14 protein-coding genes are annotated in these 12665 nt (G+C 36.1%); 10 read left to right on the forward strand and 4 right to left on the reverse strand.

Annotated features, from left to right (window positions below):
- Nucleotides 1–9 precede the first annotated feature (9 nt).
- Complete coding sequence (locus tag L2B55_RS06700; protein WP_237849786.1) at nt 10–342, forward strand: hypothetical protein; 333 nt, start codon at nt 10–12, stop codon at nt 340–342.
- A 44-nt stretch (nt 343–386) separates the two neighbouring features.
- Here the strand turns inward: L2B55_RS06700 and L2B55_RS06705 are convergent, their stop codons facing one another.
- From L2B55_RS06705 to yihA, 4 genes are all read right to left on the reverse strand, one after another.
- Nucleotides 387–1373, reverse strand: coding sequence for a zinc metalloprotease (locus tag L2B55_RS06705; protein ID WP_237849787.1), 987 nt, complete (start codon nt 1371–1373; stop codon nt 387–389).
- Between the two features lie 644 nt (nt 1374–2017).
- Complete coding sequence (locus L2B55_RS06710) at nt 2018–3715, reverse strand: M3 family oligoendopeptidase (RefSeq protein WP_237849788.1); 1698 nt, start codon at nt 3713–3715, stop codon at nt 2018–2020.
- Between the two features lie 89 nt (nt 3716–3804).
- A complete protein-coding gene (locus L2B55_RS06715) occupies nt 3805–4659 on the reverse strand; it encodes a UbiA-like polyprenyltransferase (RefSeq protein WP_237849789.1) in 855 nt (284 codons plus the stop codon).
- Between the two features lie 55 nt (nt 4660–4714).
- Nucleotides 4715–5335: a ribosome biogenesis GTP-binding protein YihA/YsxC gene (gene yihA, locus L2B55_RS06720; RefSeq protein WP_237849790.1), complete on the reverse strand. Its 621-nt coding sequence runs from the start codon at nt 5333–5335 to the stop codon at nt 4715–4717.
- A 137-nt stretch (nt 5336–5472) separates the two neighbouring features.
- Here yihA and ubiE point away from each other — a divergent pair, with 137 nt between their 5' ends.
- The 9 genes from ubiE to L2B55_RS06765 all read left to right on the forward strand — a co-directional run bounded on the left by ubiE (nt 5473) and on the right by L2B55_RS06765 (nt 12650).
- The gene (ubiE, locus tag L2B55_RS06725; RefSeq protein WP_237849791.1) at nt 5473–6213 is read left to right on the forward strand and encodes a bifunctional demethylmenaquinone methyltransferase/2-methoxy-6-polyprenyl-1,4-benzoquinol methylase UbiE; all 741 of its coding nucleotides are present in this window, start codon (nt 5473–5475) and stop codon (nt 6211–6213) included.
- Between the two features lie 56 nt (nt 6214–6269).
- On the forward strand, nt 6270–7007 hold the full coding sequence (porT, locus tag L2B55_RS06730) for a type IX secretion/gliding motility protein PorT/SprT (protein WP_237849792.1): 738 nt from the start codon (nt 6270–6272) through the stop codon (nt 7005–7007).
- 63 nt (nt 7008–7070) lie between these two features.
- Complete coding sequence (locus L2B55_RS06735) at nt 7071–7835, forward strand: SDR family oxidoreductase (protein ID WP_237849793.1); 765 nt, start codon at nt 7071–7073, stop codon at nt 7833–7835.
- Between the two features lie 92 nt (nt 7836–7927).
- A complete protein-coding gene (locus L2B55_RS06740; RefSeq protein WP_237849794.1) occupies nt 7928–8377 on the forward strand; it encodes a GatB/YqeY domain-containing protein in 450 nt (149 codons plus the stop codon).
- A gap of 127 nt (nt 8378–8504) precedes the next feature.
- Nucleotides 8505–9281: an alpha/beta fold hydrolase gene (locus L2B55_RS06745; protein ID WP_237849795.1), complete on the forward strand. Its 777-nt coding sequence runs from the start codon at nt 8505–8507 to the stop codon at nt 9279–9281.
- Nucleotides 9282–9446: 165 nt separating this feature from the next.
- Nucleotides 9447–10109 (forward strand): CBS domain-containing protein, encoded by a 663-nt coding sequence (locus L2B55_RS06750; protein WP_237849796.1) that lies wholly within the window; start codon nt 9447–9449, stop codon nt 10107–10109.
- An 86-nt stretch (nt 10110–10195) separates the two neighbouring features.
- Nucleotides 10196–11077 carry an NAD kinase gene (locus L2B55_RS06755; RefSeq protein ID WP_237849797.1) on the forward strand — a complete coding sequence of 294 codons (882 nt, stop codon included), beginning with the start codon at nt 10196–10198 and terminating at the stop codon, nt 11075–11077.
- Nucleotides 11078–11093: 16 nt separating this feature from the next.
- Nucleotides 11094–11894 carry a type IX secretion system protein PorG gene (porG, locus tag L2B55_RS06760; RefSeq protein WP_237849798.1) on the forward strand — a complete coding sequence of 267 codons (801 nt, stop codon included), beginning with the start codon at nt 11094–11096 and terminating at the stop codon, nt 11892–11894.
- Between the two features lie 15 nt (nt 11895–11909).
- The gene (locus L2B55_RS06765; protein ID WP_237849799.1) at nt 11910–12650 is read left to right on the forward strand and encodes an isoprenyl transferase; all 741 of its coding nucleotides are present in this window, start codon (nt 11910–11912) and stop codon (nt 12648–12650) included.
- Nucleotides 12651–12665 lie beyond the last annotated feature (15 nt).

The following is a 12665-nucleotide window of genomic DNA, read 5'->3' on the forward strand; positions in this document are numbered from 1 at the left end:
CGACTTACAATGAAATATTTAAAGTTTATTCTTATAGTTGTTGCATTTCTTAGCTTAAGTTGTGCTTCGGCCCAGATATCACCCAAAATGGAGTCAGCAGAAATTAAAATGAATGTTATCTCAAGAGGAAGCTATCAGTACCTGATAAAAATAGGTGAACATTTGTATCTGCCCAAATCCCTTAGCGATGAATATAAGGAGGAGGGATTGAAAATTGAGATTTCCTATGTAGTGTTAAGCAAAAAAGGCATTGTGTATAAGACTTCCCCGACAGATGCTCCTTTGCCAGATTTCAAGGTTAATTATATCGACATAAAGAGTATCAAGAAAGTAGAAAAATAAAGGGCTGAATAATCACTCAGCCCTTACTTTTAAAAATGGAAAAATTAATTTGCAAATGCAGCGCGAGGGCCTCCTGCTGCAAATACAGCTAAAGCTCTTGCTTTTTGACCTGCAGTAAACATATACATACAAGCATCATCAGTATAATCCATATAGTTCATGGTCATTTCAACAGGAGTGCCTGTGCAAGTACTTAAATGAGGGTATGAAGGACAACCGTAGTTGGCTGCATTATGCTGAGGAGTATCGTTAACTTGATCGTTTCCGCATGTAGCATCACCCCAGATATGGCGAAGATTCATCCAGTGGCCCACTTCGTGTGTAGCAGTTCTTCCTTTATTAAATGGAGCTCTGGCAGTTCCTACTCTACCGAAAGCGGTGTTTAAAATTACCACTCCATCAGTTGCTGGTGCACCTCCAGGGAACTGGGCATAGCCTAATAAGCTGTTGCCTAAAGTGCAAGACCATAAGTTTAAAGTGGTGGTTGGATTGGTAGGATCAATACCGCCACGAGCAGTGCTCTTCATAGCATCATCCGTACCCCAGCTTCTTTTTTTAGTAGATTTACGAAATATATTAACCAGTTTGAATTTAACACCAATTGCTGCTTTTGAATCCGAAAACAAAGCTGGAACATTTCCGTAATCTGCATTAGTTCCGCTAAAGTCTTCATTTAAAACATCAATTTGAGATTGGATTTGTGCATCAGAAATGTTTTCATCGGTTGTTCTGTACAATACGTTTACTACAACCGGAATTTCAATGGTTCCATCCGGCAACAAAGAGTTCAACTCTTTTTCGTTTGAAGCCAAACGCTGTGTAAAGGCTTCAATGGCATTCATGCGCTGTTGCAAGCTAGGGTCTTGACTAAGTTGCTGATTTAATACCTCCATTGATCCACATTCACGTTTAAGTACTGCATTTTCTTCAACATCGATGCGCTCATTTTTAGCTGAATCCATTTTGGTACAGCTAAATGTCATAAATGCTGCGGCTATTAATAAGCCAATTTTTAAGTTTTCCTTCTTCATAGTTTTTAAATTAAAATTTATTTATTGTTATTGTTATTCGAATAGTTTTAATGCTTTATGCAAAAGCAGAGAAGACTGGATCTGATGAAAAAACAATTGAGAGAAAGGAGCTTATTTGTCAGCATTATTGCCGACAATTAATAAGTCACTAGCAGAGAAGGTTGTAAATAAAAGAGATTGGGTAATTATTGATTCCATTACAAATTGTCAATCTATATAGTGTTCAAATTAGTTACTCTTATTGATGAATCCGTTTAAAATTAAGTTTATGTAATTGGTCTGTTACATTTATGCTGGTTTATTGTAACGGCAATGATACGGCAATAAAATTGAATTAATAATGTTTAAACAAGTAGTTCTAGTGAAAAGGTGGGTTTTGACTATTTTTTTGATTATTAAATAGTTAATGCTTTTTAGTTAAAAATGCGAGCTTGTTAAAATTGAGGTAGAAATTTTTTAACCATTAATTTATTTTGGTTTTAAGCTTAAATTATTTGTAAAAATGATAATTATGAAATAAAATTTTAAATACTTTGTTTTTTCATGGTTATTATTTGGTTTTTTCTTACTGTAGCCAATGGATTAAAATAAAAAAGAGGAGTTGGTTATTATTCCAACTCCTCTTTTTAGGTATATTTTTTTCTTTAATCTAATTTTTCTAATTCATTTTTTACGAACTGCATTAATTCATGTACATATTCTTTTGAAAAATTGAATTCAATGCCTGCGGTTTCATAAATTTTCCCAATTGGCTTGGTATATCCCAGTTTTAATGCATTTAAATAATTTTTTAAACCTTTTTCTGGATTTTGTTTGTAGTTTCTCCAAACTGCAATGGCTCCTAATTGGGCAATAGCATATTCTATGTAGTAAAAAGGAACTTCAAATAGGTGCAATTGTTTTTGCCATAAATTGGCTTTGGCTTGGTCAAGCCCGGTCCAATCAACAAAACCTGCCCCAAACCGATCGTAAATTTCAATCCACGCCTTGGTTCTTTCTTCAACTGTATGGTTAGGATGTGTATAAATCCAATGTTGAAAAGCATCAATTACAGCTACCCAAGGCAATGTTTTTAAAACGTCTTTAAGCTGATCTTTTTTAGCACGAATTAAATCTTCTTCGTTATCAAAAAAATCATCCCAGTGATCCATAGAAATCAATTCCATGGACATTGAAGCCAGTTCTGCAATTTCTGAAGTAAGGTGTTTGAAATCATTCAGTTCCAAATCAGCCGAAATAAAAGTATGAACCGCATGACCTCCTTCGTGCACCATAGTACTTAAATCGCGCATTGAGTTAGCTGAATTCATGAAAATAAAAGGCATACCCGTTTCAGCCAAAGGGTAGTTATAACCGCCAGGGGCTTTACCCTTACGTGATTCAACATCGAATAGTCCTTCGGTTTTCATTGTGCCTAAGCATTTACCCAAATAGGGGTCAAGTTTTTCAAAACAGGCAATGGACTTATCAATAAGTTCTTGGCCGTTGTTGAAAGGCTTTAGCATTGGTTTGCCGGTTACGTCAACTTCCGTGTCCCAGGGTTTTAAAGTAGCCAAATTTAAGACGGCCTTCCGTTTTTCGGCTTGGGTCTTTAATATTGGAACAACTTCTTTCTCTATTGCCTCATGAAATGCAAAGCAATCCTGTACAGTATAATCAAAACGACCTAATGCAGCAAAAGCGTAATCCCTAAAATTTTCAAAGCCTGCATTATGGGCTACTTGTTGACGTAGGCCAATTAAGGTTGTGTATAGATCATTCAATGGATTTTTATCCTGTAAACGACGAGTGCTTATTTTTTCGTAGGCTTTTTCCCGAACCTCTCTGTCAACATCTTTTAAAAAATTAGAAGCTTGCTCAAGTGTATATTCTTTGTCGTTAATGGTAACACTCATTGCACCGGAAATGGCTCCGAATTTTTGTTGTTCAACTTGTAATTGGCTCATTAAAGGAATGTTTTCATCCCGAAACAGTTCCAGTTGTTTTTTTATGCCTCTTATTAATACAAAGTATTTTTGTTGATCAAGTTTGGATAAATAAGGTGAAGCGATGAACTTTTTGTTTAGATCATTGGTATACGGAGCAATTTTGGGTTCAATTTCAGTAGCGAAATACTGGAAATCCGCCAGCAGCTTTTCATCAGTTGTGTCACAGGTCATTTTTATATATCGCCATGCAAAATCCTCTTCTAAAGTTGCTTCAAGTTCGCTGCGGTCACGTAACCATTGTTCAAGTTCTTCTTTGGATTGAATTGAACGTTCTAACAGTTGTTTATAAAAAGGTTCAATACTTTCGAATGTGATTTCGAAGGATTGAGGAAGGAAAGTTCTGTTTTTTAACATTTTTTATTGATGTTTTCATCCATTAGCAAGCGTTAAATTATTCTAAGGAAAGATGTTTATATTTCCTGCTTTCGGACGAGGTTTTTTTATTAAAATTTAATGTAAGTGTCTGCCAAAAAAAATACTGCAAAGCAAACGCTTGCAATGCCATTGGCGGTCATAAATGCTAAATTAACACGGCTTAGGTCATTTGGTTTTACAATAGAATGCTGATAGATGAGCATTCCAATGTATCCAGCCACGCCAATCCAATAAAATAAACCAAATAGGCCCAGCCAGCCCGCAGCAATTACAAACAAGGCTGATAATAAATGTAGAATTGATGAAAAGTTTAGTGCTTTTCGGGTTCCTAACCATTCAGGGATAGAATGAAGTTGCTGAGAACGGTCAAAATCTTCATCTTGTAAGGCATAAATAATATCAAAACCACTGACCCAAGTAATAACAGCTAGTGAAAATAAAATGGGTAATAGAGCAAATTCACCTGTAACCACCAAATAAGCACCAATTGGTGCTAAAGATAAGCCTAACCCCAATACCAAATGACAAAATGAAGTAAAACGCTTGGTATAACTGTACCCTAAAACAACTAGAAGAGCAATTGGTGATAAGTAGAAACAAATGCTATTAATAAAATATGTGGTAGTGATGAATGCTGCACAGTTAAATAGTGTAAATAGCATTGCCTTTTGAGGGCTTATTATTCCTGCCGGGATCTCACGTACTTTGGTTCTAGGGTTTTTAGCATCAAATTCCCTGTCAATAAAGCGGTTAAATGCCATAGCGGCACTCCGTGCAAATACCATGCAGGCAATCATTAGTATAAATTTCTTTAATTCAAATGCGGCACCGGTAGATGAAACTGCCAATACAAACCCAATAACGGCAAATGGCATGGCAAATATGGTGTGGCTGAATTTTATAAGTGATAAATAATTCTTCATTCTATTGGTTAATAGTAATTGGCTTACTAGCGGAAGGCTTAATGTGATGAATTGATTAGTCTTTTTGTATATCTTCTAAACGGAAACTTTGATTTACTCCATTAATGAACTCTAACAGCTCTTCTCTTCCGCTTTTATCTTCTGATGAAGTAACAAATATTTGAGGAATTTCTTCCCAAGTTTTTAAAAGTTCATTCTTAAATAACTGTACGTTTTGTGCGGTTTTACCCTTAGATTGCTTGTCTGATTTAGTAAATACAATAACAAACGGCAATCCCATCTCGCCTAAAGAGTCAATGAATTGAAGATCTAATTTTTGCGGCTCCAGTCTTGAGTCAACCAATACCATAACACATTGCAAATTTTCACGCTTGGACAAATATTGGCGAATAAATTTCTCCCATTTTTCAGCCAGTGTTTTAGAAACGCGAGCAAAGCCATAACCAGGTAAATCAACCAAAAACCAATTGTTATTAATCACAAAATGATTAATTAATTGAGTTTTGCCAGGTGTTTGAGATGTTTTAGCCAAACCCTTTATGCCTGTCAGCATGTTAATTAATGACGATTTACCTACGTTCGACCGGCCGATGAATGCGTATTCGGGTAAAGTAGGATCCGGTAACTTGCTTATCTGGGTATTGCTGCAAACAAATTCTGCTGATTTTATTATCATGTTGGCAAAGGTAGGAAATATTGATTTATTGATTGCGTTTTACCTGGTAAGGATTAATTTGCAAAATCGTAACCAATACTCATAACCAGAATTTTTCGATTCAATTTCAGCTCAATCTAACTATATTTGCCCCCGACATGGCAGAAACAATAAAACCTTACAAAGAACTCGATTCAACCAAAAAAGAGCAAGTTGCTCAAATGTTCGATAAAATTGCAGGCAAGTATGATTTTCTCAATCATTTTCTTTCATTGGGAATTGATATATGGTGGAGAAAAAAAGCCATTGCCGAGCTAAAATCAATTAATCCAAAGTATATTTTGGACGTTGCTACCGGAACGGGGGATTTGGCGTTTCAGGCAATTGAAACCTTAAAACCGGAAAAGGTGATTGGAGTTGATATTTCTGAAGGTATGTTGTCTTTTGCTGAAAAGAAAATTGCAGAGCGTAACTTACAAAACGTGTTTTCTGTTAATGTTGGTGACTCAGAAAATCTTCCCTTTGAAGATAACACATTTGATGCAGTTATTGTAAGTTTTGGAGTGCGGAACTTCGAAAATCTGGAAAAAGGATTGGTAAATATTCAACGAGTTTTAAAGCCCGGTGGTAAGGCAGTTGTGCTTGAATTTTCTAAACCTACAATGTTTCCTTTTAAACAGTTGTATAATTTCTACTTTTTCAATTTATTGCCGTTTATTGGTAAGATGTTCTCAAAGGATAATAGTGCGTATACTTATTTGCCAGAATCGGTTCATGCGTTTCCGGATGGAGAAAAATTTACCGATATTTTACAGCGTTCCGGTTTTAAAGAAACTAAAATTAAGAAATTAACGTTAGGTATTAGTTCTATTTATACAGGAATTAAGCCCGCGAGATAAGTAGTGATAAGAGAATAGGACTTTGTTGGGTAAAACATTAGCAAACTATAAGATAAATGAAAAACTTTTTACTGTTCGTTCTCTTTTCGTTCTTAGGATTATCAGCCAACGCTCAGTTCTTGAATACGGCAGGTGATATAGATCATGAACGGTGGAATTTTGGCTTTTTGTTAGGAGTTGATAAAGCTTCTTTCACTGTAGCCAAGCAAAAGAATTACAGTATTCCTGGGTCAAATCCATATACATCGGATACATTACAAGCCATTCGACCAATGGGAAATATGGGCTTTAGTTTAGGGTTATTGGCAAATCTTAAACTCGATAAAAATTTTGATTTGCGTTTTACTCCCAAATTTTCCTTCGTTGATCGACAATTGGAGTATCAGTATAATAAGCAGTCTGACAATAAAATTTTGCTAAAACAAATTGAGTCAACATTTTTAGAGTTGCCGTTATTGTTGAAATTTAAGTCAGACCGACAGAAAGATGTTCGTTTATATGTTATTGGCGGCTTTAAGTTTGTGACCGATATACGTTCTAAAAAGAAAAAAGCCGACGATGCGGAATTTAACCCTGATGATGACCGTAAACTAGTTAAGATTGATAATAGCTTTATGGCTTTAGAAGCAGGGATAGGAGCCGATATTTACTTGGAATATTTCAAATTCTCTCCTGAATTTAAATTGTCACATAGTATTAACAATGTGATGCAGAAAGGAGATGATAACATTGTAACTCGTCCGCTTGCAGGCTTATTTGCGGAGGCTCTACACTTTACCATGTATTTTGAGTAACACTTAACTCAATAATTTAAGTTGTATTTTACTCTTTGATTCAGATCAATCAGTTTTTATAGTATGAATAAAATTGCCTTGATTACCGGAGCTACTGCCGGTATTGGAGAAGCATCAGCACATATCTTTGCAAAGAATAATTTTGACCTGATAATTACCGGTAGGCGAGAAGACCGGTTGACCCAACTTGCCGATAATTTAAAGGCCACTTATTCTATTAATGTGCTACCATTAGTTTTTGATGTACGAAAACTATACGAAGTACAAAAAGCTATTGAGGGTTTGGATGAAAACTGGCAGGCAATAGATATTCTTGTGAATAATGCAGGATTATCTGCTGGATTAGAGCCTATTCAGGAGGGATCTTTTGCTGATTGGGACGTCATGATAGATACTAATATTAAAGGACTGCTTTATGTAACTCGTTTGGTTTCTCCACTAATGATTAAGCATAAGAAAGGTCATATTATTAACTTGGGCTCGATTGCAGGGAAAGAGACATATGCCAACGGAAACGTCTATTGTGCAACCAAACATGCTGTTGATTCACTAAGCAAAGCTATGCGTATCGATTTGCTGCCTCATAATATTAAGGTTACAGCAATTAATCCTGGTGCAGTTGAAACGGAGTTTTCCATTGTACGATTTAAAGGTGATGAAGAGCGAGCCAAAAATGTTTATAAAGGTTTTGATCCGTTAACAGCTCAAGACATTGCTGACACAATTTACTATGTCGCATCATTGCCTCCTCATGTTAATATCAATGATTTAACCATTATGCCAACAGCTCAGGCTAATACCGTTTATTGGAATAAGTCAAATTCGTAACCTAACAGAGAAATGAGGCTAAAAATCAATTAAAATCGTAATTTCTAGTTGGAATTTATCGATTCCAATTGTTCCACATAATAATTAAATACATGTCGTTATTAGAAAAAATTGATCAGGATATAAAAAAGGCAATGTTGGCCAAAGAAGAGGCGACTTTGCGTGGTTTAAGGTCTATAAAATCAGCATTGTTGCTTGCCAAAACAGAGAAAGGAGCTGCCGAAACTTTATCAGAAGATACTGAAATAAAGGTATTGCAAAAACAAGCCAAACAGCGTAAAGAGTCTGCAGATATTTATTTGGCACAAAATCGTCCTGATTTAGCGCAAATTGAGCAGGAAGAGCTTGCTGTTATCGAAAGCTACCTTCCTAAGCAGTTGTCAGAAGAAGAGGTAGAGGGTATCATTAAGCAACTTATTGCCGAAACAGGTGCCTCTGGGATGAAAGATATGGGTAAAGTTATGGGAGCTGCCACAAAGCAATTGGCTGGACAGGCTGACGGTAAAATCGTATCAGCATTGGTGAAAAAATTGTTGGCTTAACATTTTTAAACAGAGTTACTTAATTTTAACTGACATAAATTTTAATGAATTTAACACGGTTAATTTTTTGATTTTAGTCGACCGTTTTTAATTTTAGCTATATATTTGGTCGATATTTAGAATAATTATGAGTTATCAGTTACGAGAAGAAGACGGATACAGATACATTGATGAAGGTACGGGAGAAGTATTGGTTTTATTGCATGGATTAATGGGTGCATTAAGCAATTGGGAGCCTGTAGTTAACCGTTTTTCAGGTAACTATCGTGTAATTATTCCGGTATTACCACTTTATGAAATGCCTCTGCTAACAACAGGGGTGAAAACCCTTTCGAAGTTTTTGCACAAGTTTGTTGAGCACTTGAAGTTAAACAGATTTACGCTGATGGGTAATTCATTGGGTGGACACGTTGCATTGATTTATGCTTTAAATCATCCTGAGCACATTAAATCTTTAGTATTAACGGGAAGTTCGGGGCTGTATGAAAATGCAATGGGAGCATCTTTCCCTCGTCGCGAAAGTTATGATTACATTAAGGAGAAAGTGGCGTACACTTTTTATGATCCTGCCATGGCTACTAAGGAGCTTGTTGACGAGGTTTTTGCAACAGTAAATGATCGAAATCGAGTAATTCGTATTTTGGCAATGGCTAAATCAGCGATTCGTCATAATATGGAAAAGGACTTGGATAAGATCAGTGTTCCTGTGTCTTTGATATGGGGTAAAAATGATAAAATCACACCTCCTGATGTTGCTGAAGAGTTTCATCGTTTGTTACCTGATTCAGAATTGAATTGGATTGATAAATGTGGACATGCTCCAATGATGGAACAGCCTGAAGAGTTCAATCAACATCTTGATTTATTTTTGAGAAAAGTTTATTCGAACGGTAAGGTTGTTTAAGTAATAAATACTCATCGGTTTCAGATTTAATATAAGTAAATCTGAAACCGATATTTTTATTTTGTCATATTTCCTCCCTACAAGTCTGAAGTAAGTTAAATCTCTGCTTATAAAATTTGAATTCTCAGGCTTATTTTTTACATTAAGGTAAATAATCATAGTACTATGATAGCCTCACAATTATCCAGCGATTATATTCCTCCCTTGAGAACATCTGATTCAGCCCAGAAGGCCCTTGATCGGATGGCTGAATTTCGCGTGAGTCATTTGCCTATAGTAAATGAAAAAGAGTTTTTAGGATTAATTTCTGACCGCGATATTGCTGAACTTACAGACTTAAACGAACCTATCGGCAGTTCAGGCCTGTCAACTATCTATCAAACCGTAAATGAAGATCAACACTTGTTTGATGTAATTCGTCTTATTCACGAGCAACAGCTTACTGTGGTTCCGGTTATAGATAATAAGAATAATTACCTTGGTCTTATTACCCTCACCACGCTTGCAGAGTATTTTGCTGTAATTACTGCTATCGAAAGTCCGGGGGGAATCATTATTCTCGAATTGGGAATCCGTGATTTTTCACTTTCTGAAATTGCCCGGATAATTGAATCGGAAGGAGCAATGATTTTGAGCTCATATGTAAAAACCTTTAATGATTCAACTAAGCTTGAACTTACCGTTAAAGTAAATAAGACGGATTTAACCGCAATTTTGGCTTCTTTTCAACGGTTTAATTATCATATTAAAGCATCATTTTCTCAAGTTTCCCGTTCAGACGACACAATGGATCGGTTCGATTCCTTTATGAATTACCTAAATATGTAGTAATAGGTTTGCAGAAAATTTATATCTTTCAACCCTGAAAACAATTCCGGTTAAATTATAACTGGCTTTAAGCAAGCATAAAATAAATGAAAATTGCCCTTTACGGACGACAGTTTAGCAACAATTCCCTGCCCTTTGTTCAAGAAATTATTGATAACCTGGTTGGTCATGAGGTAGAAGTTTTGATCTATGAAGATTTTAAAAACTTTCTTGAAACAAAAAAAATTAATACATACCAGGCTGAAAGCTTTAATCATTATTCTCAGCTAACTGGTCATGTAAAGTGTATGCTAAGCTTAGGGGGAGATGGAACATTGTTAGATACCCTATCCCTTATCCGTGATTCAGGCTTGCCGGTACTTGGTATAAATTTGGGGCGGTTAGGATTTCTGGCCAGTATCAATAAAACAGAGATCAAAACAGCCATTGATAGCGTAGTAAAGGGGGAGTACACGCTTGATACACGTGTGTTGATAAATCTGGAATCCTCAGATGCTGATATATTTGGAGAGGTGAATTATGCATTAAACGAAATCACCATTCATAAGAAAGATGCATCACCAATGATCATTATTCATACCTATATTAATGGTGAATTTTTGAACTCTTACTGGGCCGATGGATTGATTATCTCTACGCCAACTGGTTCCACAGCATATTCTTTAAGTTGCGGCGGCCCTATCGTTTTTCCTCAATCAGGGAATTTTGTAATAACACCAATTTGTCCGCATAATTTAAGTGTTCGTCCAATCGTTATATCCGATAGTAGTGTGCTTACATTTAAAATAGAAGCAAGAGCTACCCAGTTTTTAGTTACCTTGGACTCAAGAACTGAAACAGTGGAAAAGAATGTTGTATTAACTGCCAAGAAAGAAAATTTCTCAATAAATCTGATACGCCTCTACAATGAAAGTTATTTAACCACGTTAAGAAACAAGTTAATGTGGGGACTGGATTCAAGAAATTAATCAGATACTGAAATAAATGTTAAAAAAGATAGTTGCCGTATTTACTGTTTTATTTTCAGTTATTACCACAAATGCCAGTGCTCAAAAATACGAGTTGGGTTTGTTTGCAGGTGCTGCTGGGTACAAAGGGGATTTAAGTCAGTTTAATTACTTCCGGTTTACGGATCCTGCGTTTGGTTTAATGTTTCGGAAGAACTTTAATCCGCGTAATACATTAAAAGTTGCTTTAACCCATGGGAAAGTACAGGCGAACGATGCAACTTCGGATATTCCTGATCAGATTTATAGAAATCTTCGCTTTGAATCCATAATTAATGAGTTAACTGTTCAGTATGAATTTAATTTCTTTAGTTTAAACCCATATAAAGAAGACGAACGTTTTTCCCCATATTTGACTGCGGGTATTTCGGTGTTTAACTTTGATCCGAAAGCAGAAGATGGACAAGCATTGCAACCATTAGGCACGGAAGGACAGGGACTTAATGGAAATCCATCTCCTTATCATTTGACCGAGTTTGCTGTTCCGTTAGGATTTGGATTGAAATTTAGAATGAATGATCGTTGGAACTTGTTTAGTGAATTAGGCTATCGATTTACATTTACAGATTATATTGATGATGTTAGCGGGTATTATGTCAATTTGAATTCTGCTCCGTCAACATTAACAAAATTATATGCTGATCGTTCGCCTGAAGCAGGTTATCCTGCTAACATACCAGGTAATCAGCGAGGGGATTTGCGGAAAAATGATACATACATGTTTGCCGTTGTTGGCATTGCTTTTAGTTTTGTATCTTCGCGCTGTCCAACTTTTTAGTATAGCAGGGAAATAATGAGTTTTAAGGAAAAGATTGATATAAATCGTTTGCCACGTCACATTGCCGTCATTATGGATGGTAACGGCCGATGGGCGAAAGAGAAAGGGAAATTACGGGTTTTCGGGCATCAAAACGGAGTAAAAGCTGTTAGAGATACAGTTGAAGCCGCTGCCGAACTTGGAGTTGAATATCTTACTTTGTATGCTTTTTCAACCGAGAATTGGAATCGGCCTGCTTTAGAGGTGACTGCACTTATGGAGCTATTGGTTGCCACCATTAATAAAGAAACCAAAACATTGATGGAAAACAATGTCCGTCTTAATGCTTTTGGTGATTTGAAATCATTGCCTTCAAAATGTTATAAAGAATTAATGGAGGCAATAGACAAAACCCGTAACAATAAAGGTTTAACATTAAACTTGGCGCTAAGCTACAGTGCGCGTTGGGAATTGATCCAAATGGCACAAAAGCTGGCTCAACAGGTAGAAAATAAAGAATTAGCATCTACCGACATATCAGAAGACGTTGTTTCTTCGTTATTGTGTACAGCAGGTATGCCTGATCCTGAATTGTTGATTCGTACTAGTGGAGAGTATCGTGTCAGCAATTTCTTGTTGTGGCAAATTGCATATTCTGAGTTATATTTTACAGATATCTTTTGGCCTGATTTCAGGCGGGAGCAACTGTATGAAGCTATTGCAAATTATCAAGGCCGTGAACGACGTTTCGGCAAAACAAGTGAACAAGTTATCTAATATATCGATTCGAAC

This window comes from Solitalea lacus, from assembly GCF_022014595.1.
GTDB lineage: Bacteria > Bacteroidota > Bacteroidia > Sphingobacteriales > Sphingobacteriaceae > Solitalea > Solitalea lacus.